General features: G+C 67.6%; 25 protein-coding genes. 15 read left to right on the top strand and 10 right to left on the bottom strand.

Going from position 1 to position 26,309, the window contains the following annotated elements:
- Positions 1-186: 186 nt before the first annotated feature.
- Together IFT63_RS11545 and IFT63_RS11550 are read left to right on the top strand one after the other, a co-directional pair.
- Positions 187-957: a lytic transglycosylase domain-containing protein gene (locus tag IFT63_RS11545; RefSeq protein WP_192084589.1), complete on the top strand. Its 771-nt coding sequence runs from the start codon at positions 187-189 to the stop codon at positions 955-957.
- Positions 958-1,050: 93 nt separating this feature from the next.
- On the top strand, positions 1,051-3,126 hold the full coding sequence (locus IFT63_RS11550; protein WP_192084277.1) for a gluconolaconase: 2,076 nt from the start codon (positions 1,051-1,053) through the stop codon (positions 3,124-3,126).
- Between the two features lie 33 nt (positions 3,127-3,159).
- On the opposite strand, the gene IFT63_RS11555 is transcribed toward IFT63_RS11550, so the two are convergent.
- Entirely contained in the window at positions 3,160-3,537 is a 378-nt protein-coding gene (locus IFT63_RS11555; RefSeq protein ID WP_192084278.1) for a YciI family protein, read from the bottom strand.
- Positions 3,538-3,743: 206 nt separating this feature from the next.
- Between IFT63_RS11555 and IFT63_RS11560 the strand changes: the two genes are divergently transcribed.
- From IFT63_RS11560 to IFT63_RS11590, 7 genes are all read left to right on the top strand, one after another.
- Positions 3,744-4,160 carry a YciI family protein gene (locus tag IFT63_RS11560; RefSeq protein ID WP_192084279.1) on the top strand — a complete coding sequence of 139 codons (417 nt, stop codon included), beginning with the start codon at positions 3,744-3,746 and terminating at the stop codon, positions 4,158-4,160.
- A gap of 40 nt (positions 4,161-4,200) precedes the next feature.
- Positions 4,201-4,623 (top strand): VOC family protein, encoded by a 423-nt coding sequence (locus tag IFT63_RS11565; RefSeq protein ID WP_192084280.1) that lies wholly within the window; start codon positions 4,201-4,203, stop codon positions 4,621-4,623.
- A complete protein-coding gene (locus IFT63_RS11570) occupies positions 4,605-5,870 on the top strand; it encodes a sigma-70 family RNA polymerase sigma factor (protein WP_192084591.1) in 1,266 nt (421 codons plus the stop codon). The genes IFT63_RS11565 and IFT63_RS11570 overlap by 19 nt, the downstream gene beginning before the upstream one ends.
- A gap of 112 nt (positions 5,871-5,982) precedes the next feature.
- Positions 5,983-7,632 (top strand): M28 family metallopeptidase, encoded by a 1,650-nt coding sequence (locus IFT63_RS11575; protein WP_192084281.1) that lies wholly within the window; start codon positions 5,983-5,985, stop codon positions 7,630-7,632.
- Positions 7,633-7,831: 199 nt separating this feature from the next.
- Complete coding sequence (locus tag IFT63_RS11580; protein WP_192084593.1) at positions 7,832-9,091, top strand: histidine kinase; 1,260 nt, start codon at positions 7,832-7,834, stop codon at positions 9,089-9,091.
- On the top strand, positions 9,081-9,851 hold the full coding sequence (locus IFT63_RS11585; RefSeq protein WP_192084282.1) for a LytTR family DNA-binding domain-containing protein: 771 nt from the start codon (positions 9,081-9,083) through the stop codon (positions 9,849-9,851). Before IFT63_RS11580 ends, IFT63_RS11585 begins: the two co-directional genes overlap by 11 nt.
- Before the next feature lie 33 nt (positions 9,852-9,884).
- A complete protein-coding gene (locus IFT63_RS11590) occupies positions 9,885-10,226 on the top strand; it encodes a hypothetical protein (protein WP_192084283.1) in 342 nt (113 codons plus the stop codon).
- Between the two features lie 3 nt (positions 10,227-10,229).
- Here IFT63_RS11590 and IFT63_RS11595 read toward each other — a convergent pair whose 3' ends face one another.
- Complete coding sequence (locus IFT63_RS11595) at positions 10,230-10,844, bottom strand: hypothetical protein (protein ID WP_042612764.1); 615 nt, start codon at positions 10,842-10,844, stop codon at positions 10,230-10,232.
- A 318-nt stretch (positions 10,845-11,162) separates the two neighbouring features.
- Between IFT63_RS11595 and IFT63_RS11600 the strand changes: the two genes are divergently transcribed.
- Complete coding sequence (locus IFT63_RS11600; RefSeq protein WP_192084284.1) at positions 11,163-12,074, top strand: oxygenase MpaB family protein; 912 nt, start codon at positions 11,163-11,165, stop codon at positions 12,072-12,074.
- 67 nt (positions 12,075-12,141) lie between these two features.
- On the opposite strand, the gene IFT63_RS11605 is transcribed toward IFT63_RS11600, so the two are convergent.
- Positions 12,142-14,259, bottom strand: a complete 2,118-nt coding sequence (locus IFT63_RS11605) for a M13 family metallopeptidase (protein ID WP_192084285.1) — start codon at positions 14,257-14,259, stop codon at positions 12,142-12,144.
- A gap of 304 nt (positions 14,260-14,563) precedes the next feature.
- On the opposite strand from IFT63_RS11605, the gene IFT63_RS11610 reads away from it, so the two are divergent.
- The 3 genes from IFT63_RS11610 to IFT63_RS11620 all read left to right on the top strand — a co-directional run bounded on the left by IFT63_RS11610 (position 14,564) and on the right by IFT63_RS11620 (position 20,279).
- On the top strand, positions 14,564-17,521 hold the full coding sequence (locus IFT63_RS11610) for an EAL domain-containing protein (RefSeq protein WP_192084286.1): 2,958 nt from the start codon (positions 14,564-14,566) through the stop codon (positions 17,519-17,521).
- 185 nt (positions 17,522-17,706) lie between these two features.
- Complete coding sequence (locus IFT63_RS11615) at positions 17,707-18,516, top strand: class III extradiol ring-cleavage dioxygenase (protein WP_192084287.1); 810 nt, start codon at positions 17,707-17,709, stop codon at positions 18,514-18,516.
- A gap of 116 nt (positions 18,517-18,632) precedes the next feature.
- Positions 18,633-20,279, top strand: coding sequence for a Na+/H+ antiporter (locus tag IFT63_RS11620; protein WP_042612768.1), 1,647 nt, complete (start codon positions 18,633-18,635; stop codon positions 20,277-20,279).
- A gap of 111 nt (positions 20,280-20,390) precedes the next feature.
- On the opposite strand, the gene IFT63_RS11625 is transcribed toward IFT63_RS11620, so the two are convergent.
- A complete protein-coding gene (locus IFT63_RS11625; protein ID WP_042612769.1) occupies positions 20,391-20,642 on the bottom strand; it encodes a DUF3297 family protein in 252 nt (83 codons plus the stop codon).
- Between the two features lie 147 nt (positions 20,643-20,789).
- Here IFT63_RS11625 and IFT63_RS11630 point away from each other — a divergent pair, with 147 nt between their 5' ends.
- Positions 20,790-21,332: a hypothetical protein gene (locus IFT63_RS11630; protein WP_192084288.1), complete on the top strand. Its 543-nt coding sequence runs from the start codon at positions 20,790-20,792 to the stop codon at positions 21,330-21,332.
- A 21-nt stretch (positions 21,333-21,353) separates the two neighbouring features.
- On the opposite strand, the gene IFT63_RS11635 is transcribed toward IFT63_RS11630, so the two are convergent.
- The 5 genes from IFT63_RS11635 to msrB form a co-directional block, all read right to left on the bottom strand.
- Positions 21,354-21,632 carry a DUF4031 domain-containing protein gene (locus IFT63_RS11635; protein WP_042612771.1) on the bottom strand — a complete coding sequence of 93 codons (279 nt, stop codon included), beginning with the start codon at positions 21,630-21,632 and terminating at the stop codon, positions 21,354-21,356.
- Between the two features lie 17 nt (positions 21,633-21,649).
- Positions 21,650-22,168, bottom strand: coding sequence for a hypothetical protein (locus tag IFT63_RS11640; protein WP_192084289.1), 519 nt, complete (start codon positions 22,166-22,168; stop codon positions 21,650-21,652).
- Between the two features lie 66 nt (positions 22,169-22,234).
- Complete coding sequence (gene motB, locus IFT63_RS11645) at positions 22,235-23,197, bottom strand: flagellar motor protein MotB (RefSeq protein ID WP_192084290.1); 963 nt, start codon at positions 23,195-23,197, stop codon at positions 22,235-22,237.
- 3 nt (positions 23,198-23,200) lie between these two features.
- Complete coding sequence (gene motA, locus IFT63_RS11650; RefSeq protein ID WP_101100140.1) at positions 23,201-24,055, bottom strand: flagellar motor stator protein MotA; 855 nt, start codon at positions 24,053-24,055, stop codon at positions 23,201-23,203.
- A 100-nt stretch (positions 24,056-24,155) separates the two neighbouring features.
- Positions 24,156-24,623 (bottom strand): peptide-methionine (R)-S-oxide reductase MsrB, encoded by a 468-nt coding sequence (msrB, locus tag IFT63_RS11655; RefSeq protein WP_042612775.1) that lies wholly within the window; start codon positions 24,621-24,623, stop codon positions 24,156-24,158.
- A gap of 126 nt (positions 24,624-24,749) precedes the next feature.
- Here msrB and IFT63_RS11660 point away from each other — a divergent pair, with 126 nt between their 5' ends.
- On the top strand, positions 24,750-25,160 hold the full coding sequence (locus IFT63_RS11660) for a classical arabinogalactan protein 4 (RefSeq protein ID WP_101100267.1): 411 nt from the start codon (positions 24,750-24,752) through the stop codon (positions 25,158-25,160).
- A gap of 597 nt (positions 25,161-25,757) precedes the next feature.
- Here IFT63_RS11660 and IFT63_RS11665 read toward each other — a convergent pair.
- Positions 25,758-26,237 (bottom strand): winged helix-turn-helix transcriptional regulator, encoded by a 480-nt coding sequence (locus IFT63_RS11665; protein WP_042614952.1) that lies wholly within the window; start codon positions 26,235-26,237, stop codon positions 25,758-25,760.
- Positions 26,238-26,309 lie beyond the last annotated feature (72 nt).

A 26,309-nucleotide genomic window follows, 5' to 3' on the forward strand; every position in this document is an offset into this window, starting at 1 on the left:
CTTGCCCACCAGCGTAGCGGAACGCTGTGGTGGATTGGGGGCGGCCGGCGGGCGCGCCCCCGGTGTGGGCTGTCTGCCACGCAGGGCGTCGGCCAAGGCGGCCAGAAACGTCAGCCGGCGTCTTCACTGGGGATTCCGCGTCCGCGGAACACCATGCCGCCGACCTCCCTGCTGATGCTCCTGCCGATGCGCGTGCCTGCCTGCTTCTGTGTGCTGTTGTTGGCCGTTGCGTGCGGGCCGGCGCAGGCGCGCACGGTGTACCGCTGCGTGCAGGGCAACACGGTGAGCATGGCAACCGCGCCGGAGCCAGGATCGCGTTGCACGGCCAGAGAGATCGATGACAGCGCCGTGCAGGCGCCCAACCTGTGGGGAAACATGGGGGTGTTCAGCGGCACCCTGTACGAACGCGAGCAGGACGGCAGGCTGGTCTACTCCACCCGCAACCTGCCCGGATCGCGGGTGTACCTGAAGTTCACCGTGGCCACCCCGCCTGGCGAGCCGGCGCATGCCGGGCTGGGGCGCGTCGGCGCGGCACAGCTGGCACCGCATGCGAAACAGTTCAAGGCGGCGGCCAAGGCCACGGGCGTGGAGGACGCCTGGCTGCGTGCGATCGCCCATGCAGAGAGCGGCTTCGATGCGGCCGCGGTGTCGCCCAAGGGCGCGCAGGGGGTGATGCAGCTGATGCCGGACATCGCCAGCGACTACGGCGTGCAGGACCCGCTGTCGGCCGCGCAGTCGATAGATGGCGGTGCCCGCCACATGCGCGCGCTGCTGCGGCGCTACAAGGGCGATCACGTTCTGGCGGCGGCGGCCTACAACGCGGGCATCGGCGCGGTGAGCCGCTACAACGGCGTGCCGCCGTATGCCGAAACGCTCGCCTACGTGGAAAAAGTGATGGCACTGTACGCGCGCTACCGCGAGGCGATGGGCTTCCGCAGCGAAGTTCCCGCACGTTGAGTCGGCGGCCGGTATCCGCCCTGCACCGGACTGCCTTGGCGCGCGTTGCGGCAGCGGCTATCGTCGTCGCTGCGAAAAAACGAAAGGATGCAGATGGTGCGTGTGCGATGGATCATCGGAGTTGCCGCGGTTACCACGCTCGCCGTTGCGGCGACCTTCCTGCCGCGACCGGTCACCGAGGCGGTGCCGGCAGGACCGGCGCCAACCCCGCTGGGGTGGACCGCGCAGCTGCAGCCGTTGGCCGGCGATGGCGTGCCGGGGCTGCGTGATGGGGCGCCAGCGCAAGCGCGTTTTTCCGATCCGTACGCGCTGCTTGCGCTCGACGATGGCGGTCTGCTGGTGGCCGATGCCGGCGACAACAACCGGATCCGCCGTATAGCAGCGGATGGCAGCGTGTCCACGCTGGCCGGCAGCAGCGAGGGGCTGGCCGATGGGTCGGCGCTGCAGGCCCGTTTCCATACCCCTTCCGGGCTGGCGCGTGACGCGGCCGGCGCAGTGTACGTGGCAGACACCGGCAACCATGCGATCCGCCGCATAGGGCTGGATGGCCAGGTCACCACGCTGGCCGGCGGCACCCGCGGCTTCGCAGATGGCCCTGCGGCACAGGCCCGTTTCGATGGCCCGATGGGCGTGGCGGTGGATGCGCTCGGCAATGTCTACGTGGCCGATACCTGGAACGACCGCATCCGGGTGATCAGCCTGGATGGCGTGGTGCGCACCCTCGCCGGCGGGGGCGAGCCGGCGCACATCGATGGCTTCCCCGGCGTGGCCCGCTTCGATACTCCGGTGGCCCTGGCGTGGGACGGCGACGGCGCGCTGCTGGTAGCCGACTTCCATAACAACGCGATCCGCCGGGTCGGCATGGACGGGCAGGTGGATACGCTGGTGCCGTCCTCCAACGTGATCAATGGTCCGCTGTCGCTGGCGCGCAGCCATGACGGCGTGCTGTACGTGGGCGACCGCAGCGGGCGCATCGTCCAGGTATCGGCGCAGGGCCACCAGATCGCGCTGGTCGGCACCGGTCAGGTACCGCGGCTTGCCCGCCCCAGTGGCTTGGCGGTAGCCGCCGATGGCAGCCTGCGGGTGGCCGATGCAGCGGCGTGGCGCCTGCACCGGGTGGCCGCGTTGGATGCGGGCCAGGCGCCTGCACCGGCACGGGTGGGGCCGGCCGATGATGCGCCGTTGCCACGCACCGAGGGCCGCTGGCCGCTGGCGCCGCAGCAGGGCTGGCACGAGGTGGTGGGCACGCTGGGCGAGGTACGCGGCAACTTCAAGGGCGAGAGTCGCCACCACCTGCATGATGGCTTCGACGTGCGCGGCGATGTCGGCCAGACCGTGCTGGCGATCGCCGATGGCAAGATCGACAGCCCGTTGTCCAGTTGGACCGTGGGTGGACAGGCCGAAGGGCTGGAGGTCGGGCCGCTGCGTTATCTGCACATGCGGGTAGGCCGCGATCCGCGCGGGGTGGCCTTCGACGAACGCTGGCAGCAACTGTTCAATGCGGAGGGCAAGCTGGAGCGCATCCGCCTGCGCCGCGGCACGCGGATCCACGCCGGCGACCGTCTGGGCAGCATCAACAGCCAGGCACACGTGCACCTGAGCGTGGGCAGCAGCGGCTTCCAGCGCAATGCCGCGCTGCTCGGGTTCAACGGCTTCGTGGACAGCGTGGCGCCGCGCATCACCGATGTGGCGCTGCTGGATGACGCCGACCAGCCGCTGCGCGCCGATGCGCAGGGACGCGTGCCGGTGTCACGCAGTGGGCGCGGCGTGCAGATCGTGGTGGAGGCCTGGGACCAGGTGGACGGCAACCTGCCGCGCCGACGGCTGGGCCTGTACCAAGTGGGTTACCAGATACGGGATGCGGCCGGGCAGCCGCTGGCCGGCTACGAGCAGCCGCGCTGGAACATCGTGTTCAACCGCATGCCCCCGCAGCAGCAGGCGGTGCGCGTGGCGTATGCGCCGGACAGTGGCATCACCGTGCACGGCAGCGCGGTCACCCGCTTCCGTTACCTGGCGACCAACACCGTGCGCGATGGACTGATGGCGGCAGGGCGCTGGCAGGCAGCGGCCTTGCCCCCGGGTGAGTACGTGATCCGGGCGCACGCGCGCGACCACAGTGGCAACGATGCGCTGGGCGGGCGCGACCTGCGCGTGGTGCTGGTCGACTGAGCAGTTGGGTGCGGTCTCTGCTGCGGCGCTGGCTCAGGCGCCGAGGCGCCGCCGTTCGGCGTCGAGGTCTTCCAATGGACGCACTTCGATGCTGCCAAAGCGTGCCCACGGGAAGCCGCGGGCGATGCGCAGGGCGCTTTCGTGGTCGGGTGCCTGGATCAGGTTGAACCCGGCCAGCAGTTCGCGGGTTTCAGCGAAGGGACCGTCCAGTACGCGTTCCTCGCCACTGCGTACCCGCACTGTGCGGGCCTGTTCGATCGGCTGAAGTTTCTGCGATGCCAGCAGCGTGCCTTCGGCCTGCAGCGCATCGGCATGCTGCAGGCATGCCCGCATCAGCGCATCGAATTCCTCGCTGGGCAGGGCGCCGAGCAGGGCGGGGTCGATATAGATCAGCAGGGCGTACTGCGGCATGGCGGATGTCCGTGGGCGGCGGGTGCCCATGATCGCGCAGACCCGTGCCAGGCTGTGTTGCGGCGCCGCATCGGCGCGTGCTGCGTGGCCCTGCACGTGACCGGATGGCGGGTGATCCAGCGTTTGCGGGGGATGTCGATTTCCCTGCCCGTGGTTCGTCGACATCATGAAGGCCGGGCACTACTGGCCATTTTGGGAGCGTAGACATGAAGGTGATGGTTTTCGTCAAATCCAATGCCAGGATCGAGGCGGGCACCCTGCCCAGCACCGATCAAATAACGGCCATGGGCCATTTCAACGAAGCGCTGGTGCGCGCCGGGATCCTGCTGGCGGGGGAAGGGCTGCATGCCAGTGCCCGAGGCAAACGCGTGCGCTTCGGCGAGGCCGCGCCGCAGGTCGAAGCCGGACCGTTTGCCGATCCCGACTCACTGGTGGCAGGCTTCTGGCTGTGGCAGGTGCGCTCGCTGGAAGAGGCGCTGGAGTGGGCGCAGCGCGCTCCCTTTGCGCCGGGCGATGTGCTGGAACTGCGCCCGCTGATGGCCGAAGAAGATTTCGGTGAGGCCTTCACCGCCGAACTGCGCGAGAAGGAACAGCGCCTGCGCGAACACAGCGCCGCGCGCTGAGCTTGTTCCATCAATCCACGATTGCACCGGAGTATCGAAGATGAAACTGATTCCTTTCCTTGGCTTCAAGGGCCAGACACACGAAGCGATGGCGTTCTATGCCCAGGCGCTGGGCGGCAAGGTCACCGCGGAAATGCAGTACCGCGACATGCCGCCGTCCGACGGTTCGCCCGGCTGCAACGAGATGCCGCCGGAGACCCTGGATCATGTCGCGCATTCGCAGCTGGAGGTGGGCGCGGCGGTGCTGATGGCTGCCGATGGCCCCGGCGAGGACGGCGGTGGGAGCACCACCATCAACGTGGACGTGGATACCCCGGAGGAAGCCGAGCGGGTATTCGCCGCGCTGGCCGAAGGCGGGGTGGTGCACATGCCCATGGCCGAAACGTTCTGGGCGCATCGCTGGGGCATGCTGCAGGACCGCTATGGCAAGCCGTGGATGGTCAACTGCATGAAGACGCCCTGAGCATGCAGGAGCGGCTGCAGGCATTGTGGCGGATGGAGTCGCCGGGGTTGATCGCGCGCCTGGCACGGATGTTGGGCGGTGACGTCGGCCGGGCCGAGGAGCTCGTGCAGGACTGCTGGCTGGCCGCGCTGGAGCGTTGGCCGCTGGAGGGCATGCCGGACAATCCAGGAGCCTGGCTGATGACCGCTGCGCGCAACCGTGCCATCGATGTGCTGCGCCAGCGCCAGCGGATTGCCGGGCAGCATGCGCGATGGGGCGAAATGCTGCATCCAGCTGCGGCGTCAGCGCCGGATGACAACGATGCGTTGGGCGATGACATCGGCGATGACCTGCTGCGACTGGTGTTCGTGGCCTGCCATCCGGTGCTGTCGGCCGATGCGCGGGTGGCGCTGACCCTGCGGCTGCTGGGCGGGCTGACCACGCAGGAAATCGCCCGCGCGTTCCTGCAGCCCGAACCGACCATCGCCCAGCGCATCGTGCGCGCCAAACGCACGCTGGAACGCAGCCAGGTGGCCTTCGAGGTGCCGCGCAGCGCCGAGCTGCCGGCGCGCCTGCACTCCGTGCTGGAAGTGGTATACCTGGTATTCAACGAGGGCTACGCGGCCAGCCACGGCGAAGACTGGATGCGCCCGGCGCTGTGCGAGGAGGCGCTGCGGCTGGGGCGGGTGCTGGTGGCGCGGCTGCCTGCGCATGCGGCGGTGCACGGGCTGCTGGCACTGATGGAACTACAGGCCTCACGCGGCGCCGCGCGCACCGATGCGGACGGGCGTGCCGTGCTGCTGGAGCAGCAGGACCGCGCGCGCTGGGACTGGCTGCAGATCGAGCGTGGCCTGGCGGCACTGCAGCGTGCGCGGGAGTTGCGCGGTGACGATGATCGCTATGTGCTGCAGGCCGGCATCGCTGCCTGCCATGCCCGTGCGCGGGTTGCCGCGCACACCGATTGGGCGGCGATAGCGGCGCTGTACGACCGCCTGCTGCAGGTGCAGCCGGGCCCGGTGGTGGCGTTGAACCGGGTGGTGGCGGTGCTGCGCGCGGAGGGCCCGTTGGTGGCTTGGGGGCAGCTGCAGCCGCTGCTGCTGGAACCGCGGCTGCAGGCGCACGCGCCGTTGTGGGTAGTGCGCGGGGAGGTGTTGGCGCGGCTGGGGCGTGGTGAAGATGCGCGTGCTGCGTTCCTGCACGCGGCGCGGTTGAGTGGAAACGCGCGCGAACGCGAGGCGCTGTTGGCCCGCGCGGATGCGCTTCGGTGATGCCTGGGGATTGACGGCCAGCGGCCGTCACTACCGTTGCGTGCGGCCATCACTACCGGGGCAGGCAGCGGCTACACTCGAGGTCTTGTCGCAGTCCCTGCTGGAGAGAGCAATGAAGCGAGTGGTAATGAGCGTGCTGGCCCTGTCGGTGTCCACCGCGGTGATGGCGGCGACGCCGAAGTTCGACGGCGCGCGGATCTCCGCCGACGTCAAGGAACTGGCCTCCGATGCCTACGAAGGCCGCTCCCCGGCCACCGCCGGCGAGGCGAAGACCATCGCCTTCCTGAGCCAGCAGTTCGCTGCCGCCGGCCTGCAGCCCGGTGGTGACGTGCAGGATGGCAAGCGCCTGTGGACCCAGGCCGTGCCGTTGCTGAAGGGCGACATCGTCGGCACCCCGCAGCTGTCCCTGCAGCAGGGCGGCAAGGCCGTGCCGCTGGAGCAGGGCAAGCAGATCGCCGTGCGCGCGGCAATGAACGGTGCCCACCAGGTCGACATCAGCAAGGCCCCGCTGGTATTCCTCGGCTACGGCGTGAAGGCACCGGAAAAGAACTGGGATGACTTCAAGGGCGTGGACCTGAAGGGCAAGATCGCGGTGGTGCTGATCAACGATCCGGACTTCGAGACCGGCCAGGGCGACTTCGACGGCAAGGGCATGACCTACTACGGTCGCTGGACCTACAAGTACGAAGAAGGCGCACGCCAGGGCGCGCTCGGCGTGCTGATCGTGCACGAGACCGCACCGGCATCGTATGGCTGGGCCACCGTGGCAGGTTCCAACACCAACACCATGTTCGACGTGGTGCGTGAGACGCCGGCCGAAAGCCACCCGTTGCTGGAAGGCTGGATCCAGCGCGACCTCGCGGTGGACCTGTTCCGCTCGGCCGGCCTGGATTTCGAGGCGCTGAAGCAGCAGGCGCAGCAGCGTGACTTCAAGCCGGTGCCGCTGACCGCTGCCAGCCTGGATGCGAAGTACGCGGTGAAGACCGAGGTGATCACCTCGCACAACGTGGCCGCGCGCCTGGAAGGCAGCACGCACGCCGATGAGACCGTGGTGTACAGCGCGCACTGGGACCATATCGGCGTGGGTGAGCCGGATGCCCGCGGTGACCGCATCTTCAATGGGGCGCTGGACAACGCCAGCGGCACCGCGTCGCTGGTAGAGCTGGCGCGGGGCTTCGCCAAGGCGCCCAGGCCGCAGCGTTCGCTGCTGTTCCTGGCGGTGACCGCCGAAGAGAAGGGGCTGCTGGGGTCGGAGTACTACGCGACCCATCCGCTGTATCCGCTGGAAAAGACCGTGGCGGTGATCAACATGGATGGCATGGCGCCGTTCAGTCCATCACGCGATTTCGGCATCTACGGCACTGCGCGCTTCGAGCTGCTGGACCAGTTGAAGACCGTGGCGCAGCGCTGGGACATCCGCTATACGCCGGATCCGAAACCGGAAGCCGGCCTGTTCTTCCGCTCCGACCACTTCCCGTTCGCCAAGCGTGGCGTTCCGGCGCTGTCCTGGTCGGCCGGGCAGGACTGGGTGGACGGCGGTATCGCGGCGGGTAAAAAGGCATCGGACGACTACACCGCCAAGCGCTACCACCAGCAGGGCGATGAGTGGCAGCCGGACTGGAAGTTCGCTGGCGCTGCGCGTGATCTGGAGGTGCTGTACACGCTGGGTAGCGAGCTGGCGAACTCACGTGCGTGGCCGAACTGGAACGCCGAAGAAGCCTTCCGCGCGGTGCGCGACCAGAGCGCTGCGCAGCGCCGCTGAGGCGGGGGTTGCAGCGCCGGGCCATGCTCGGCGGGTGGCGGGAAGAGCGTGACGACCAACGGTCGTCACCCACCGGGGCCGGGGCGGCCGTCACTACGGGGGGCGGTTGGTCGGCTGATTCCCGGCTTTCGTCGCCGGATGCTTGCGGTGGTGGGCTGGCGCACTATGCTCGGCCCATTCCTTCGTGAAGGCCGCCTCCGTGTTCCCCAGCGTCTCCTTGATCTTCCGACACCTGTTGGCCTGGACGGCGGCGCTGATCGTGGCCGGCATGGTCTGGAGCGGGCTTTTCAGCGGCATGAACGATGGTCCGGGCTGGGTGTTCGGGCTGCTGGCGATGTTCCTGATGCTGTCCGCGCTGGGCAGCGCGATCACCCATGTGCGTCGGGTGTGGCTGGTGGCCGGCAAGCTGGACGGCAGCACGCTGTCCAGCCGCCAGCGGCGGCAGATCGAGCTGCCGATGGATGCCGGCCCGGCCTTTGCCCTGCTGGAATCGGCGATTGCCGAACTGCCGCGGGTGGAAGACATCGAGAGTGCAGCAGGCAGCCTGCAGGTACGTGCCTACGTGCGCCGGGTGGATCCCTGGAATGGCCGCCAGCCTTCACGCTGGAACCTGCCGGCGCGGCTGGCGATCAAGCGCAACAGCATCCTGGCGACCATCACCCCGGGCCAGGGCACCAGCACGGTGACGCTGTTGTTCGAACCCGATGCCGGCTGGTGGGCCGACCTGCTGGCACTGGATGAGGGCAGCAACTACGAGAACGCCGAGGCCGTGACCCGGGCCGTCAGCCGCCGCGTGGCCGACCAGCGTCGCGACGAACAGGCCGCTGCCGAACAGACCTACGTGGAAAAAGAGCTTTCGGTCGCGCGCCTGAACCTGCTGCACGCGCAGGTGGAACCGCACTTCCTGTACAACACGCTGGCCAATGCGCAGGTGCTGACGCGCACTGATCCGGCACGTGCGGACGTGATGCTGGGCCACCTGATCCAATACCTGCGTAGTTCGTTGCCGAGCATGGACGAGTCGGTGTCCACGCTGGGCGTGGAGCTTGAGCGTACCCGTGCCTATCTGGAAATCCTGCGCATCCGCATGGGCGCTCGGTTGGGCGTGGAGGTGCAGGTGCCCGATGCGCTGCACCGCGTGCAGCTGCCTTCGATGGCGCTGCAGACGCTGGTGGAAAACGCAGTGAAGCATGGCCTTGAACCCAAGCCCGGTGGCGGTACGATCTGGATCATCGCGCGGGCCTTCGATGACCACGTCACCGTGACCGTGGCCGACGACGGCCTGGGCTTCGGCCACGGCACCAGCGGTACCGGCATCGGCCTGAAGAACCTGCGCGAACGCCTGCGCCTGACCTGCGGTGAGCAGGCGGGGGTGGCGATCGTCGCCAACTTCCCCAGCGGCGTGGCCGCCACCATGACCCTGCCGCAGGTGGCCAAGGAGCCGCGCCATGCCGCTTGATGCCTTGATCGCCGAAGACGAAGAGCTGCTGCGCAGTGCGCTGGCGGACCAGTTGCGCCGGCTGTGGCCGGAGCTGCGCATCGTGGCCGAGTGCGAAGACGGCGCCAGTGCGCTGGAGCAGTTGGCCGAGAAGCAACCGGACATCGCCTTCCTGGATATCCGCATGCCCGGCATCAGCGGCATCCAGGTGGCGCGCGCGCTGGGCGAGCTGAGCGCACGCACGCAGGTGGTGTTCGTGACCGCCTACGACCAGTACGCGATTGATGCCTTCGAACAGGGCGCCATGGACTACCTGCTCAAGCCGGTCAGCGACGAGCGCCTGCTGGCCACGCGCGAACGACTGCTGGCGCGCCTGCCTTCAGCGCGCAACGACGATGCGGTGCTGGAGCGGCTGCTGCAGCGCCTCGGCAACGGGCAGCCGCACGCCGACACCCCGCCGCTGGCTTGGATCACTGCAAGCAATGGACGCGATACCGTGCTGATCATGCTGGAAGACGTGGTGTATTTCCGCGCGGACAACAAGTACACCACGGTGGTTACCGCGGCCGGGGAAAGCCTGTTGCGCACCCCGTTGCGCGAGCTGCTGGAGGCGCTGGATGCGCGGCAGTTCCGGCAGGTGCATCGCTCCACCATCGTCAACATGAAAGCCGTGGCGGCGGTCAGCCGCGATGACACCGGACGCGGCGTGCTGCGCCTGCGCGACCGGCCTGAAACGCTCACCGTCAGTCAACCGTTCATGAGCCTGTTCCGCGGCATGTAAAGCCGCCCCGGGCCAACAAGGAAGGACCGTGCCATGCGTTATCTCACCACGCTGCTGAGTTGCCTGCTGTCGTTGTTCGGTTGCCAGGACAAGGTCACCAGCACCTCGATCACCCGCGTCAGCGAACAGGGTATCGACCAGCTGTTCAGCCGCACCTCGGTGCGCGCGGAAAGCGCGTCGTTCAACTGCGTCCGCAGCGCCAGCGGGCGCTGCTATTACCAGGTCTTCAAGGAAACCTGCGACAGCCAGCAGCGCTGCGAACGCGGCAGGCTGCAGGCCTTCGACATCCGCGCTGGCCACTCCCAGAAGCGCGAAGGCCTGCCGCAAGGCTTCAGGAGCTGCGTCAGCAGCAGCGCCAGCGTCCCCTGCCAGTAACCGTCAGAAGGCCGGTTGCAGGGTGAGGTCGCGGTGGCTGCTGGTTTCGCCGACGTGGTTGAGGCGGCCGACCAGTTCGCTGTGCTGCCGCATGCGCCCGATCTCGGTCATGATGCGGATGTCTTCGTGGCGCAGCTCACGCCGGCTGGTGACGGCCTGCTTGTAATCCAGCACTTCCGGATAGTGCTCGGCCATGCCCAGCGCATCGGCCACGCATTCCACGCTGTCGGCGCTGGAGGTGATGCGCGCGCGGCTGTTGAAGGCCTTCATCCAGCGTTCGAAACCGGCCTGCTGGTCGAACATGTTGGCCATGAACCAGATCACGAACAGGATCGAGACCCACGAACCGATGATGATCACCACGCGGGTGAAGGTGATATGGAAGTCATCGCGCCACAGGTAGTTGGCGATCAGGCCGAGGATGAGCAGGGAGGAGGCCTGCCAGCCGACGATGGAGGCCATCAGCCACTGGCATTTCGCCTGCGCCAGCACGGCGACCTCGTCGCGGATCTGCTGTTCGCTCATGCCGCGCCAATGGGCGACCTGTTTTTCGAACGGACTGTGGTACAGCTCGTTGTCGCGCAACAACAATCCTAGACCTTTGAACAAAGCAATCATGGCGGGCTCCCTGTTGGAACGTGCGGCGATGCGTTGAGCGGTGAGGCGGATTCAGTTCTAGCACTTCCAGCGAGGCGTGCAATAAGGGCGGCGCGAAGATCGCGGGGGCGGCCGGGATGAATACGTGGACAGCCGACGGGCGTGATGCGATGCAGCATCGGCGGAATGCCCTGCGACAAGATGTCGCAGTGGAAATCGTGCTGCGGCCGCACATCCTTGGCTGCGGCGGACAACGTGAGGCGTAAGGTCACCGCCGATGACCGACAATGGGCCGGAAACGCGCAATCTGCGCTGACCCGCCGAGTCCCGAGCCGCCGCATGTCTTCTCCGCTCTCTCCGCTGACCGCCCCGATCCGCCGCTGGGTACTGGACGCCTTCCCGCGCGGCCAGAGTGGCATCGACTATGACCACCCGGCGGGCGATCCTGGCTGGTTCGGGCCGGACAGCATGACCTGGCGGGTGCATGCCGAACTGCCTTCGATGCTGGCTGGTGGGCTGTGCGCGTTGATGCTTCAGCTGTTGCATCCGCGTGCGCTGGCCGGGGTGTATGACCATTCCAATTTCCGCGAAGACCTGGTCGGCCGGCTGCGCCGCACCACCGCGTTCGTGGCTGGCACCACCTACGCGCCGACAGCCGAGGTGGAAAAGCTGGTTTCGCGTGTGCGCCGCATCCATGCCAACGTGCGTGGCAGCGTGGATGGCGTGCCCTACGCGGCGGATGATCCGGCGCTGTTGACGTGGGTGCACGTGACCGAGGCCTATGGTTTCCTGCAGGGTTTCCGGCGCTACGGGCGTGCGGTGCCCGGGCCGCTGGCCGACCGTTACTACGATGAATACCGGCGCGTGGCCGAGGCCTTGGGCGCCACCGGCGTGCCGCGCAGCGAAGCCGACGTGGACGCTTGGTTCGCGCTGCAGCAACCGCAGCTGCGGCTGGATGAGCGGGCCCGCGAGGTGTTGCAGGTACTGCAGTCGGTGCGGCTGCCGGTACCGGTGCCGGGCCTCTCGCGCGATGTGTTCCTGGGCGCGGCGGCGGCCTTGTTGCCGCCCTGGGCAGGCGGGATGCTGGGGCACGGGACGAAGCAGCGACTGCAGGCGCGCGCTTCGATGCGCGTGCTGCAGGGCGCGGCGCCATTGTTCCGCCGCGCGCTGCCGGATGGCCTCGCCAGCCGCGCGTGTGCGCGGATGGGGGTCGGGGTGGAGGTGCTGAAGGTGTGGCCTGGGGGAGCGTGACGACTGACAGTCGTCACCCACCAGGCCGGATCACCCACCAGATCGGATCATCCACCAGACCTGCTGCTTACCAGACCTTGACGCGCTTTTCCGGGGCCAGGTACAGCTTCTGGCCTTCCTTGACCTCGAAGGCCGGATACCAGGCATCGAGGTTGCGCACGGTCAGCGCACGGAACTGGCCCGGCGCGTGTACGTCGGTCAGCAGGGAATTGCGCAGTGCCTGTTCGCGGCTCTTGCTGCGCCATGCCTGGGCAAAGCCGAGGAAGAAGCGCTGGTCCGGGGTGAAGCCTTCCAGCGTTTCGCCCGGCTTGCCCTGCAGCGACAGCTGGTAGGCATCGTAGGCGGTGCCGAGACCGGCCACGTCGGCGATGTTCTCGCCCAGCGACAGGCGCCCGTTGACGTGCACGCCGGGGAACGGCTCGTAGCTGCTGAACTGTGCCGCCAGCGCGTCGCCGGCCGCGTTGAACTTCTCCAGGTCCTGCGGCGTCCACCAGTTGTGCAGCCGGCCGGTTTCGTCGAACAGCGCGCCGGCGTTGTCGAAGCCGTGGCTGATTTCATGGCCGATCACCGCACCGATGGCGCCGTAGTTCACCGCATCGTCGGCCGCACCGTCGAAGAACGGCGGCTGCAGAATGGCGGCCGGGAATACCAGGCGGTTTTCCAGTGGCACGTTCATCGCATTGATGGTCTGCGGCAGCATCGCCCACTCGCCGTGGTCCGGGGCCTTGCCCAGCTTGGCCAGGTTGCGCTGGTATTCGAACTGCTCGGCGCGCTGCGCGTTGCCGAGCGGATCATCGCGCTTGATCTCCAGGCCGCTGTAGTCACGCCAGCTGTCCGGGTAGCCCATGCCGACCTTCAGCCCCGCGACCTTGGCCTTGGCGCTGGCCTTGGTTTGCGGAGACATCCAGTCCAGTGCATCGATACGCTTGCCGAAGGCGGCGATGATGTTCTTCGCCATCTCGTCGGCACGTTCCTTGGTCTTGGCATCGAAGTGCTTTTCCACGTAACGCTTGCCGATGGCCTCGCCGATGGCATGGTTGGCATCGTCCACCGCGCGCTTCCAACGATCGCTCTGCTGCGGGGTGCCGCTCAGCGCGGTGCCATGGAAGGCGAAGCGCGCATCGGCGAACTTCTTCGGCAGGTAAGGGGCTGCGCGATCAAGCGCGTGGAAGGTCATGTAGTCCTTCCAGGCCTCCAGCGGCTCGGTGGCGACCAACCGCGACAGGCCGGCAACGGCCTTCGGCTGCCACACGATGAAGTCCTGCTGCTGCGACAGTCCGGACGCTTCCAGGAACGCAGCCCAGTCCATGCCGGGTGCCTTGGCGCTGAAGTCTTCGCGGGTCCACGGGTTGGCACCCTTGGCCACGTCGTTGGTTTCTTCCTGGGTGGCGTGCGCCTTGGCGATCCTGGTTTCCAGGGCGACGATGCGCTGCGCCTTGGCACCCGCATCGGCAACGCCGGCCAGGGTCAGCACCTGGCCGATGTATTCCTGGTACTGCCTGCGCAGCTCGGCCATGCGGCCATCGCCCAGGTAGAAGTCACGGTCCGGCAGGCCCAGGCCGCCCTGCACCAGGTAGGGCGCGGTGCGTGCCGGCTGCAGCAGGTCCACCGATACCCACAGGCCGAACAGGCGGTCGGTATAGAAATTGGTGGCATTGAGCAGGTCTACGTCGGCGCGCACGTCGGCACCCAGCGCCCGGGCCAGGGCGGCCTTGTCGGCCAGTGCGTCGATCGCCTGCAGCTGCGGCTGCACCGGCGCCAGCCCGCGCTGTTCAATCCCGGCTTCGTCCATGAAGGCGGCGTAGTAATCGCCGATCAGCTTGTCTTCGCCACTGGCCTGGGCGTTGTTGGCGGCACCTTCCAGGATGGCGCGGGTGTCGGCCTGGGTCTTTTCGGCGATCACGTTGAAGCTGCCGAAGCGCGAACGGTCGGCCGGGATTTCAGTGTTCTTGACCCAGGTGCCGTTGGCGAAATCAAAGAAGTTGTCGCCGGCGGCGATGCTGCGGTCCATGCCGTTGGCGTCGAAACCGAAACTGCCCAGCTGCGGCTTGGGCGCCTGCGCGGCCGCTGCCTGCTGCTGCGCAACGGGCGCGCTGGGCGGGGTGTCGCCGCTGCATGCAGCCAGCGAAAGGGACAGGCTGGCGGTGATCGCCAGCAGCAGGGGAGCGCGACGCAACGTGGGCATGAAGTACTCGGGCGACGGGAAACCGCCAGTCTAATCCCTGCTGGCGGGGCTGGTTGCAACGGCAACCGTACCGAAACCGGGGACGGCGTGTGCCGGATCTGGCTGAACAGGGTCGGGCACTCTTCCTGTCGTCATCGGCGTGATGCATGCTGCACGACGGGGCCGGGAGGAAGCGCGTTCGACGTGGTACCCCGGAGAGTGCACAGCACGGTCAAGAAAGCCGATCCGCGGCCGCTTAGGTCTGGATCACAGGAAAACGTTAGCGCATGAGAGCACCAGGCCACCACAGCCGACGTTGCCATCGATGGCCGCACTGAGCCGCATGCTGGTTCGGCCGCAGCGTGCCCTGTTGTGGGGTGGAATGCTGCTCGGCCTGTTGTTCGCCGCCGGGCTGGCGACGATGCTGGCCAGTGACTTCCAGCGCCGGCAGGACGTTGCCCAGCGCCAGAGCCGCACCTTGGCCGTGGGCAGCCAGCGCCTGCTGTGGCTGGAGATGCGCAACCTGGAACGGGCGATGCAGGGCGTCGGCGCAGACGCTGCACAACTGTTCCGCAGCGTGCCCGAACAGGCACCGGAGCTGCTGGACCAGAACATCGCCGGCGTGCTGCACCGGCATGCCGAGCTGGACAGCGTCGTGGTGGTGGACCAGCACGGCCGCGCGCTGACCAGCGGCGTCGGCGACCTGCAGCTGCCGCTGTGGGTGGACGGGCAACGGCGTGGCAGTGGCAGTGACCTGTACCTGGGGCCGCCACAGCGACGCGACGGCTTGAACTGGGTGCTGCCGCTGGCCCTGCAGCTGGAACAGGACCGCTGGCTGCTGGTGCGCCTGCATACCAGTGAACTGCAGCGGATCATCGGCGGGCTGGATATCGGCACGCGTGGGGTGGTGTCGATCAGCGATGTGGAAGGCCATGTGCTGGCGCGCTCACCGATGGACGGCAACGTGGTGGGGCAGCGCTTCGGGTTGGCCCACCGCGAGACGCTGGGCAGTGATGCGGTGCGTTCGCTGGGCGTGGAAACCAGCCCGGTCGACGGGGTGGCGCGCATATCGGCGATGAGCACGCTGCATCAGTATCCGCTTGCGGTGTACGCCGGACTGGGCCACCGCGAAGTGCTGGCCGCATGGTGGCCTTACGTGTACGCCTCGGTGGCGATGTTGCTGCTGTACTGCGGGCTGCTGGCCGGCCTGGTGTGGGGAGTCGGCCGTGCAGCGCGGCGCCAGCATGTGCTGGCCGAGGAACTGCGCACCGGCCACGCCGAGCTGCTGCTGGCCCATCAGGTGGGTCATGTCTGCACCTGGCACGTGGATGAAGATGCCTGCCAGCTGCACTGGTCGCCGCTGGCCCGCGAGATCTTCGGCGTTGATGTCGATGCGCTGCCGTTGTCCGAGTTCTTCCAGCGCGTGCACCGCGAAGACGGCGTGCGCATGCAGGCGGCATTTGACCGGGCATTCGCCGGTGATGCGGTGCTGGATGAGGTGTTCCGCATCGTGCTGCCGGGCGGCGACGTGCGCTGGGTGTCCGCACGCGGTCGGCGGGTGATGATCGGCGATCGCCAGCGGCGGATGATCGGTGCGATGACCGACATCAGCGAACGCTACCTGGCACGTGAGCGCGCCGACCAGGCCGAACGCCAGTTCCGGCTGCTGTTCGACCGCAATCCGGCGCCATTCTGGGTGTTCGACCCGGATACGCTGCGCTTCCTGGAGGTCAACCAGGCCGCGGTCAGCCAATACGGTTATACGCGCGAAGAATTCCTGGCGATGAGCATCCTGGACATCCGGCCGCGCGAAGGCTGGGAAGAGATCCGCGGGGCGATCGCCGAAGCCCGCATCGGCGAGGTGCAGGACGCGAAAATCCGCCTGCACCAGCGCAAGGACGGCACTGTGTTCGAGGTGCGGGCGCATCTTTCGCGGCTGGATTTCGATGGACGCGCGGCTTGCCTGGTGCTCGCTGAAGACGTGAGCGAGCGCTTGGCCTACGAGCGTGAACTGGCCTACCACGCCAGCCACCATCCGCAGACCGGCCTGCTCAACACGCGGGCGCTGGCCGAAGCGTTGGACGAGTGTGGCGAAGGCTACACGGTGGCCTTCATCCAGTTGCGTGGGCTGCGGCTGATCTCCGATGCGTTGGGCAATGACATCGGTGATGCGGTGCTGCAGGCGATGGCCACGCGGCTGGGCGGGCTGGGCGCGCGGTTTGGCTGGCTGGCCTTCCAGCCGGCTGAAGACTTCGTGTTCGCCTTCAGCGATGCGCATGACGCGCAGAACGCGCTGGATGCGCTGGTGCAGATCGTGTCCGAGCCGGTGCGCGGGCAGGACTCGCTGCACCAGTTCGAGCCGAGCATCGGCGTGGCCGTGCACGCGCCCGGTGATGGGCTGGTGGCGGCGCAGGTGGTTGGCATGGCGGCGCAGGCCGCGCACAGCGCGCGCGCCGAAGGTGATGTGCTGGCGCGCTTCGACCCCAGCGTCAACGCGCGGCTGGCCGAGCGGCTGCGGCTGGCTGGCCGCATCCACAACGCCATCGATGCCGAGTTCGAGCTGTATTTCCAGCCGATCTGCCACGCCAGCGATGGCACGCCGGCCGCGCTCGAGGCGCTGCTGCGCTGGCCGCAGGCCGATGGCAGCTTCATCCCGCCGGGCGATTTCATCCAGCTGTGCGAAGACACCGGGCTGATCCTGGCGTTGGGGCGTTGGGTGATCCGTGCTGCCGCGCAGGCCCAGCGGCAACTGGTGGATGCCGGCTGGGCCGACCTGCCGATCGCGGTGAACGTATCGGCGGTGCAGTTCTTCAACAGCGACCTGGTCGGCGAGTTTGGCCGCGCGATGGAGGAGTTCGGGCTGGCACGCGGTGCGTTGCAGGTCGAGCTCACCGAGAGCAGCCTGATGCGCAAGCCGGCCCAGGCGATGCAGACCATGCAGCGGCTGCACGAACAGGGCATCTGCGTGTCGCTGGATGACTTCGGTACGGGTTTCTCCAGCATGTCCTACCTGCAGCACCTGCCGCTGGACATCCTGAAGATCGACCGCAGCTTTGTCGCCGATGTGGAGATCAATCCGCGCAATGCCTCGATCTGCCGCGCGCTGTTGTCGCTGGGCCACAGCATGGGCCTGACCATCATCGCTGAAGGCGTGGAGACGCCTGGGCAGTTGCAGTGGCTGGCCGCGCACGGTTGCGACCAGGTGCAGGGCTACCTGCTCGGCCGGCCGGCGCCGCTGAAGACGGTGATCGAGCGGCTGGACGCGGTGGAAGTGGTTCTGTAGCGCCGAGCCATGCTCGGCGGAATGCCTGCACCGCGCTTGGCGCTCGCCGAGCATGGCTCGGCGCTACCATCCTGCCGTTCGCATTCGCGATTGTCCCCGCCCTGCAACGATCTGGTCCGGTGCACCGTATGTTCCGCGCGGGCCGCTGGCAATAAGCTGCGGGCCTGTCCTTCGTGGAGCCCGCCATGCGTTTCCTGCCCAGCCTGTACATCTCGCATGGTTCGCCGATGACCGCGCTGCAGCCCGGATTGGTCGGACAGCGGCTGGCCGAACTGGCGGCCGACCTGCCACGCCCGCGCGCCATCGTCATCGCCAGCGCGCACTGGCTGAGTACGCAACCGCTGGTGGGCGCGCATCCGCTGCCGCCGACGATCCATGATTTCGGCGGCTTCCCGGAGGCGCTGTATCGCCTGCAGTACCCGGCACCGGGTGCGCCGGAGCTGGCGGCCCAGGTGCAGCAGCTGCTGCTGGATGCCGGCCTGCCGGCGCGCCTGGATGCCAGCCGCGGGCTGGATCACGGCGCCTGGGTGCCGTTGCGCTTCCTGTTCCCCGACGCTTCCATCCCGGTGGTGCCGCTGTCGCTGCAGCCGCAGCTGGGCCCGGCCCACCAGCTGGCGCTGGGCAGGGCGCTGGCACCGCTGCGCGAACAGGGCGTGCTGCTGGTGGGCTCGGGCAGCATCACCCACAACCTGCATGATTTCCGCCGTTACCAGGACGGCAAGGAAGCGCCCTACGTGCGGCCGTTCATCGGCTGGGTGGAGCAGCGCCTGGCCGCCGACGACGTGGATGCCCTGCTCGACTACCGGGCCCAGGCGCCGGGTGCCGCGCAGGCGCATCCCAGCGATGAACACTTGCAGCCGCTGCACTTCGCCATCGGCGCGGCAGGGGAGGGCGGGCTGGGGGCACGACGCATCGAGGCGGGCATCGATGCCGGCATGCTGGCGATGGATCTCTACCGCTTCGACGGGGCCGGTGGTTTGCTGTCGCCCCGCTGAGTCCGCTCGCTGCGGGCGTGGGCCTGATCGCCGTGGTGTGCTAGTTTTTTCCGGTCACTGGCGCCTTGGCCGCACGGCCATCCTTCCCCCCGTTGGCGCCGTCATCTGGATGATGCATGCACACCATTGAAGTGGTCCTGGCGATGCTGGTCGCCGTCGTGGCCAGCGGTTACCTGGTCCGCGTACTGCCGTTTTCGCTGCCCTTGCCGTTGGTGCAGATCGCGCTGGGCGCGGTGATTGCCGGTGTATTCAACCGCGGGCACGATCTCGACCCGGACATGTTCTTCCTGCTGTTCCTGCCGCCGCTGCTGTTCCTGGACGGTTGGCGCATTCCGAAGCAGGGTCTGTTCCGCGACAAGGGCGCGATCCTGGAACTGGCGTTCGGACTGGTCATTTTCACGGTGATCGGCGCCGGGCTGCTGATCCACTGGATGATCCCGGTGATGCCGCTGGCGGTGTGCTTCGCGCTGGCGGCGATCATCTCGCCGACCGATCCGGTGGCGGTGGGCGCGATCGCGTCGAAGGCGCCGATCCCCAAGCGGCTGATGCACATCCTGGAAGGCGAATCGCTGCTCAACGATGCCTCCGGCCTGGTCTGCTTCCGCTTCGCGGTGGCCGCGGTGATGACCGGCTCGTTCTCGCTGGCCACCGCCTCGATGACCTTCCTGTGGGTGGCTGCGGCCGGGCTGGCGGTCGGCGTGGCGGTGACCCTGGGGGTGTCCACCTTCCAGCGTTGGCTGTGGCGCCGCTTCGGCGAGGAGCCGGGCGCGGCGATGCTGGTCAACCTGCTGATTCCCTTCGCGGCCTATCTGCTGGCCGAAGAGATCAACGCATCGGGCATCCTCGCGGCAGTCGCGGCGGGCATCACGATGAGCTACGTGGAGCTGACCGGCCGCGTGTCCGGCAGCATGCGCGTGCAGCGTTCGGCGGTGTGGAACATGCTGCAGTTCAGCTTCAACGGCATCATGTTCGTGCTGCTGGGTGAACAGCTGCCGGGCATCGTGGAGCGTGCCGTGGCCACGATGAGCGAGAGCGGCCACCAGAGTCCGTGGTGGCTGGCGGTGTACGTGATCGTGATCAACCTGGCGCTGATCCTGCTGCGCCTGCTGTGGGTATGGCTGTCGCTGCGCTGGAACCTGCTGCGCGCGCGGCGTCGCGGCGACGAGCAGCGCCAGGCGCCGAACTGGCGGATCGTGGTGGCGACCTCGGTGGCCGGCGTACGCGGGGCGATCACCCTGGCCGGCGTGCTGACCCTGCCGTTGTTCCTGCCCAGCGGCGATCCGTTCCCGGCGCGTGACCTGGTGATCTTCCTGGCCGCGGCGGTAATCCTGTTCTCGCTGGTGGGCGCCAGCGTGGCCTTGCCGCAGTTGTTGAAAGGCCTGCAGCTGCCTGCTGATTCGGGCGAGCGCAAGGAAGAGGACGTCGCGCGCAAGTTGGCATCCAAGGCGGCGCTGGCCGGGGTGGAGCGGATGCGCCAGCAGCTGGTGCTGAACCAGACCACCGACAACGTGCAGCTGTACAACGATGCGGCATCACGGGTGAGCCTGCTGTACCAGCGCAACCTGGAAAAAGAGCATGGCCCGGATGCCGATCCGGAGAAGGTCAGGCGGATGGAACGCGGTTACCGCCAGCTGCGCGGCGCCGGGCTGACCGCCGAACGCGAGGAGCTGTTCCGGCTGACCCGTCGCGGACTGATCTCCGATGAGATATCACGCAAGTTGATCCGCAACCTGGACCTGCTGGAATCGCGGCAGAGGGAGTGAGGGCCAATGCCCTCACGGTAGCGCCGAGCCATGCTCGGCGGTTCTTGCCGCGGTGCCTGATACAGCCCGCCGAGCATGGCTCGGCGCTACCGTCGCGGCGCCGCGTTGGCCTCAGGCCTGCGGCTTCAGGTCGAGGTAGCGCACTTCGACGCTACCCTTGATCTTCAGCGTCATCGGGTTGCCGCGACGGTCGCGCGCCTTGCCGGCCTGCACGCGGATCCAGCCTTCGCTGACCGAATATTCTTCGACATCGGTGCGCTCGACATCATTGAAGCGCACGCCCACGCCGCGCTCCAGCGCCTGCGCATCGTGGTGGGGGCTGGCCGGGTTGATGGCCAGGTGGTCGGGAGGCGTATCGCTCATTTCAGGTTCACTGTGACGGCCACCAAGGCCGGCTTCATGGGGTGAAGGATACCTGTACGCGGCGCGCGACCCAACGCCGATGCTTCCGGCGGCGGCCGCAAGGCCTCAGAATGCGTGCCACAGCACCGTACCCGCAGGACCACGACCATGCCCGACAACAGCGATTATTTCGACTTCGAAGAAGACGCCCACGACTACGACGAGGACGATTTCGAGGCGCGTGCATGGAACCTGCTGGTGCTGATAAATCCCGGCGACGAAGAGCTGGCGCTGGCCCAGTTCAACCGCTGGCGCGAGCTGCTGGCCGAACAGGGCGAGCCGTTGGAGCCGGACAGCGACTGGATCCCGCCGTTGTTCACCGCGATCGGCTGGCAGAGCGGCTTCGAGGTGGAACGCGATGACCTGGAATCGCTGATGTCGGCGGTCAACGAGCTGTCGGCGCGCTTCAACCTGCAGGTGGACTGGGGCGGCGACCTGGACGACGAAGACTTCAGCATCGGGCTGGATGGCGTGCAGCTGATGTCCACCGCCTTCGACCGCCTGCGCGAGAACAATTACACGCTGTGGAGCGTGGATGTTGGCAGCGACGGCTTCACCGGCTGGATGGCACTGACCCGCGACGACGACGCGATGCTGGCGCTGTGTTCGCTGCTGAACGTGGAAGTGCGGCTGGGCAGCGATCCGTTCTGACCGGGCCGGATCCGGTGCCCGCTACTCGGGCTGGTACTGCGCGCGGGCGTTGGCGATCACCGCCTTGACCCGTTCGCGATCGGTATGCCGGGAAATCGGCTGCGCCCCGAGCGCGATGGCCTGCTCTCGAAGGGCCACGGTGACGTCGTAGTGCGCGCCGCTGGACTTGTTCTGGAAGGCGCGACGCGGGATGCCGAGCTGCGCGGCCATGGCATGCAGCTCGGCCAGGGTATCGGCCATCAGGTGGGCCCAGCGCTGTCCGCGCCAGGCCTGTACTGCGTCGTCGACGTAGACCGTCACCGGAGTCCCGGGGCCCTTCAGGCCTTCGGCTTGTCGTCGGCGTCGGCGTCCGCGTCGGCGTCGGTTTCCGCCTCTGCGTCTGCCGGAGCCTCGGTGGCTGCTTCGGCGTCGGCGACATCCTGTGCGGCCTCGCCTTCAGCGGCGTCTTCGGCGTCGATGTTGTCGAACTCGGCGGCCAGCTGGTCCAGGTACGCGTCGGCGTCCAGTTCCTTTTCGGCGGCCATGACCTTGATCAGTTCGCCCAGGCCTTCGGAGTACTGCAGGTCGACCTTGCGGCCTTCCTTGCCCTGCACGTTGGCCAGGTGCTTGAGCATGGCCAGCATCGGCATCGGATCATCCGCGTTGCCCATGGTCTGGCCGCCGATCGACAGCAGCCACTGGCGGCCCTGCAGGCCGATGGCCGCGACCACCTGGCCTTCTTCGTTGGTCAGCACGGCATGGTTCTGCACCTGCTGCTGGTCGCTCAGGCGGGCGAAGGCGCGCTTGGGCTGCTGCTTCTTGCGCTTGTCGCGCTTGGCTTTGGAAAGCTTGGACATGGTGCGAGCCTGCAAAAAAAGGGGAAGACCGCCATTGTAATGGCCCGGCGCAGGGCGCGCTTGGCGCTACGGCGCGGCGTCACCCACCACGGCCGGCACCTGCGCAGCCTGCACGTCCGGATCGGCCACCGTGGGCGACAACGCGACCGGCGAGCCGGCGCCTGCCAGCGCAGAAGCTTCGGCTTCCCGGGTCATCACCACGATGCTGATGCGGCGGTTGATCGGGTTGGCCGGGTTGGCCTTGTCGAACAGCACCGAAGAGGCCAGCCCGACCACCCGGGTGACCTTGGCCTCATCCAGTCCGCCGTCCACCAGCGCGCGGCGGGCCGCGTTCGCGCGGTCGGCGCTGAGTTCCCAGTTGCCGTAGCCGTGCTGGGTGCTGTACGCGGCGGTGTCGGTGTGGCCGGTCAGGCTGATCCGGTTCGGCACGTGGTTCAGGTAGTTCGCCAGTTCGCGCAGGATGGTCTGCGTATACGGCTTCAGTGCTGCCCCGCCGAGGTCGAACATCGGCCGGTTCTGCTTGTCCACGATCTGCACGCGCAGCCCTTCCGGGGTCAGGTCGAGCAGCAGCTGGTCCTTGAACGGTTCCAGCGCCTGGCTCTTGCTGATGGCCTCGGTGAGTTCCTGCATCAGCGCTTCCAGCTGCTTCTTTTCCTGCTGGCGCGAATCGGGGTCGACGGCCTTGGGAATGCTTTCCTGCTGGTTCTGGAAGGGATCATTGCTGCTGCCGCGGCTGACATCGGCCGCCCCGCCCAGCTTGATCATCGAGGTGCTGGCGCCACCCGGCCCGGCCATGCCCGGCGCCGGGGTACTGCTCGTGCCGGACAACGGGCTGGGATTGCGGAAGTATTCTGAAATCGCGCCGCGTTCGGGCTTGCTGGTGGACGCCACCAGCCACAGCACCAGGAAGAAGGCCATCATCGCGGTGACGAAGTCGGCGTAGGCGACCTTCCACGAGCCACCGTGGTGGGCGGCGTGGCCCTTCTTCTTGACCCGGCGGACGATGACGGTGGGCTTGGTCTCGCTCATGGCTTACTTGACCGTCTTGAGGTGCTGCTCGAACTCGGAGAACGCCGGGCGCACGTCGGAAGGCAGCGTCTTGCGGGCGAACTCCAGCGCGATCTTCGGGTTGTAGCCGCGCAGGCAGGCCAGCAGGGCGGTCTTCACCGATTCGTAGATGCGGCTGTCCTGCTCGGCGCGCGCTTCCATCGCCGCGGCCATCGGGCCGACGAACCCGTAGCCCAGCAGGATGCCGAGGAAGGTGCCGACCAGCGCACCGGCCACGTGCGCGCCGACTTCTTCGATCGGGCCGCCGATCGAACCCATGGTGATCACGATGCCCAGCACCGCCGCCACGATGCCGAAGCCGGGCAGGCCGTCGGCCACTTTGGTGATGACCTGCGATGGCGCCAGCGCTTCGGCATGGTGCTTGTCCAGCTCCAGCTCCAGCAGCGGTTCCAGTTCGTGCGGTTCAATGTTGCTGCCGATCATCAGGCGCAGGCAGTCGGTGATGAAGTCGACCAGGTGATGGTCGGCCTGGACCTTCGGGTAGTTGGCGAAAATGGGACTTTCGCCGGGCTTCTCCACATGGTCTTCCAGCGACATGAAGCCTTCGCGGCGGGCCTTGTTGAGCAGCTCGTACACCAGGCTGAGGACGTCGATGTAGTCCTGCTGCTTGTAGCGCGGGCCCTTGAACACGGCCACGCTGGCTTTCAGGGTCTGCTTGACGGTCTTTGCCGGGGTGCCGACCAGGAACGCGCCAACGGCGGCGCCGCCAATGATCACCAGCTCATACGGCTGCCACAGCGCGCCCAGTCGTCCGTGGGCGCCGAGATAACCACCGAGCACGCTGGCGATGACGACGAGGAAGCCAATGAGGATGAGCATGGACGCGACGCAGGGAGAGGGGGTATCTCCCTAACGGCGCGTTCACGCGGTTTCTGAAGAGGCAATGTGTGAAATCCGTCAGCGGGCCTGCCGCCGTGGATCAGCCGGCGGGTTCGGCTTCGGCGCCGCCCCGCTGCAGTGGATCGTCATAGGACGCGCCGTTTTCGGTGAACGAAAGTGAGACGGAGTTCAGGCAGTGGCGCTCGAAGGTGGGCGGCGGGCCGTCCGGGAAGACATGGCCGAGGTGGCTGCCGCAGCGGGCGCAGGTGATTTCGGTGCGGATCATGCCGTGGCTGATGTCGCGGATCTCGCGCACGTGTTCGGGGGCGAACGGGGCGAAGAAACTGGGCCAGCCGGTGCCGGAATCGAACTTGGTGCTGGAGCGGAACAGCGGCAGGGCGCACAGCCGGCAGCAGTAGACACCATCGCGTTTGTTGTCGAGGAACACGCCGCAGAACGGCGCTTCGGTGCCGTGCTGGAGCAGCACGCGGGCTTCGTCGGGGCTGAGCGAGGATTCCAGTGCCTGGCGCTGCGCGTCGGTCGGGGGCGTGAGGTCGAAGGCGCTCATGCGGTATCTCCTGGGGGCTGCCTGCGGAGATGGGGGCGTGGGGCGGGGCATGCAAGCGTGGGCGCTGTTCATGGCAGGCACACGGGAGGCGGCGCACGCTGCGCTGAACTACTACCGGGGGCTGCCATGAAGCGTTCATTGATCCTGCTGTCTGCGTTGCTGGTGCCGGCGTTGGCGTCGGCGCAGTTGGCGTCGCCGTCCAGCCCGACGGCAACCCGCAGTGCGACCACAGTGCGTCCGCCGCCGCCGCCGCCGGCTCCGCAGCCGCCGCGCGTGGTGCAGCCTTCGCCGCCGTCGCCGGTGCAGGCCCCACGACCGATTGCCAGCCCGCCGCCGGCGGCGGGGCCGATCCGCAGCACCGGGCCGGCGAAGGTGGTGGCGCCGCCGGCGAGCACGGCCCCGGCGAAGGTGTATGACCGCGATGGGCGGATCATTCCGGGGGTGAAGCCGGCGGGCCCGAACCGGGTGTTCGATTCGCGCACGGGGCGGTATCACGACAGCGTGCCGCAGGGTGCTGACGCCAGGATCAAGCCGTAGGGTTGGGTTTGTTTGTTTGTTTGTTTGTTTGTTTGCCGGGCTGCGCCCGGCACCTGCCTTTCAAGCCAGAGCCAACGTCAACGTCAACAGCTGCAGGGCTGTTGCGTTGGCGGGGCGGGGTGGCTGTGCAGGACACGCCGTGAATCCGTCCATGGAGGCTCGCTTTTCGCATCCATGCGAAAACACGGTCCTGCACAGCCACCCCGCCCCACCTTCGACAGGTCCATGGTGGCCATGGAACCTTCAGTAGCGCCGACCCATGGTCGGCGGCTTTGGGGGGAGGGATCTGATGGTTTCCGCCGACCATGGGTATGCCGGTCGTCCTGACCGGCACCCTGCGGGCCGTCGCAAGCGACGTTGGCAGCGGCTCCTGCCGCTGCCTTCGGCGCTACCGCTTTTCTTTTTTTTTACGCGGGCGGCGGCCACCGGAACCTGTCAGGGGGTCGGGCGGGGAGGCTATGCGGGGCCTTGAGCGGCAGGAGCCGCGAAGAGCTACATGGACGTACTTGCGCGTGCCCCGCATAGCCTCCCCGCCCGGCCCACCCCCAGCTCAAGCTTGAAAGCCACCCGCGAGGGGGGTCTCACCCGTTCGACCGCTCAGTCCGGGATCGGCAGGCTCCAGGTCTCCTTGACCTCTTCCATCACGATGTAACTCTTGGATTCGCGCACGTGCGGCAGGGTCAACAGGGTGCTGCCCAGCAGCTTGCGGTACGAGGCCATCTCACTGATGCGCGCCTTCAGCAGGTAGTCGAAATCGCCGGAGACCAGGTGACATTCCAGCACGTTGGGCAGCTTCAGTGCGGCGCGTCGGAACTCTTCGAAGATGTCGCCGGATTTGTAGGCCAAGCTGATTTCAACAAACACAAGCAGGCTGGCTTTCAGTGCGCTCGGGTCCAGGTGGGCGTGGTAGCCGGTGACCACGCCTTCACGTTCCAGGCGGCGTACGCGCTCGGTGCAGGGCGTGGTGGACAGGCCGACGCGTTCGCCCAGCTCGGTGAAGGAGATCCGGCCCTCGGCCTGCAGGATCCTTAGGATTTTCCTGTCAATTTTGTCCAGTTCGCGGGTGCGGGTGGCCACGGTGTCGCCCTTTGCAGATGGTTTTCAGGGAAATATGCTGCGCCGCTTTCATAAAACGCGCAAATTCGCTGG

It is taken from the genome of Stenotrophomonas sp. CFBP 13724 (assembly GCF_014841975.1).
Lineage (GTDB): Bacteria > Pseudomonadota > Gammaproteobacteria > Xanthomonadales > Xanthomonadaceae > Stenotrophomonas > Stenotrophomonas lacuserhaii.

Coding starts and splice junctions, on each gene's coding strand:
- IFT63_RS11545 (WP_192084589.1), top strand. CDS start 187: ATGCGCGTGCCTGCCTGCTTCTGTGTGCTGTTGTTGGCCGTTGCGTGC.
- IFT63_RS11550 (WP_192084277.1), top strand. CDS start 1,051: ATGGTGCGTGTGCGATGGATCATCGGAGTTGCCGCGGTTACCACGCTC.
- IFT63_RS11555 (WP_192084278.1), bottom strand. CDS start 3,537: ATGCCGCAGTACGCCCTGCTGATCTATATCGACCCCGCCCTGCTCGGC.
- IFT63_RS11560 (WP_192084279.1), top strand. CDS start 3,744: ATGAAGGTGATGGTTTTCGTCAAATCCAATGCCAGGATCGAGGCGGGC.
- IFT63_RS11565 (WP_192084280.1), top strand. CDS start 4,201: ATGAAACTGATTCCTTTCCTTGGCTTCAAGGGCCAGACACACGAAGCG.
- IFT63_RS11575 (WP_192084281.1), top strand. CDS start 5,983: ATGAAGCGAGTGGTAATGAGCGTGCTGGCCCTGTCGGTGTCCACCGCG.
- IFT63_RS11585 (WP_192084282.1), top strand. CDS start 9,081: ATGCCGCTTGATGCCTTGATCGCCGAAGACGAAGAGCTGCTGCGCAGT.
- IFT63_RS11590 (WP_192084283.1), top strand. CDS start 9,885: ATGCGTTATCTCACCACGCTGCTGAGTTGCCTGCTGTCGTTGTTCGGT.
- IFT63_RS11595 (WP_042612764.1), bottom strand. CDS start 10,844: ATGATTGCTTTGTTCAAAGGTCTAGGATTGTTGTTGCGCGACAACGAG.
- IFT63_RS11600 (WP_192084284.1), top strand. CDS start 11,163: ATGTCTTCTCCGCTCTCTCCGCTGACCGCCCCGATCCGCCGCTGGGTA.
- IFT63_RS11605 (WP_192084285.1), bottom strand. CDS start 14,259: ATGCCCACGTTGCGTCGCGCTCCCCTGCTGCTGGCGATCACCGCCAGC.
- IFT63_RS11610 (WP_192084286.1), top strand. CDS start 14,564: ATGGCCGCACTGAGCCGCATGCTGGTTCGGCCGCAGCGTGCCCTGTTG.
- IFT63_RS11615 (WP_192084287.1), top strand. CDS start 17,707: ATGCGTTTCCTGCCCAGCCTGTACATCTCGCATGGTTCGCCGATGACC.
- IFT63_RS11620 (WP_042612768.1), top strand. CDS start 18,633: ATGCACACCATTGAAGTGGTCCTGGCGATGCTGGTCGCCGTCGTGGCC.
- IFT63_RS11625 (WP_042612769.1), bottom strand. CDS start 20,642: ATGAGCGATACGCCTCCCGACCACCTGGCCATCAACCCGGCCAGCCCC.
- IFT63_RS11630 (WP_192084288.1), top strand. CDS start 20,790: ATGCCCGACAACAGCGATTATTTCGACTTCGAAGAAGACGCCCACGAC.
- IFT63_RS11640 (WP_192084289.1), bottom strand. CDS start 22,168: ATGTCCAAGCTTTCCAAAGCCAAGCGCGACAAGCGCAAGAAGCAGCAG.
- motB (WP_192084290.1), bottom strand. CDS start 23,197: ATGAGCGAGACCAAGCCCACCGTCATCGTCCGCCGGGTCAAGAAGAAG.
- motA (WP_101100140.1), bottom strand. CDS start 24,055: ATGCTCATCCTCATTGGCTTCCTCGTCGTCATCGCCAGCGTGCTCGGT.
- msrB (WP_042612775.1), bottom strand. CDS start 24,623: ATGAGCGCCTTCGACCTCACGCCCCCGACCGACGCGCAGCGCCAGGCA.
- IFT63_RS11660 (WP_101100267.1), top strand. CDS start 24,750: ATGAAGCGTTCATTGATCCTGCTGTCTGCGTTGCTGGTGCCGGCGTTG.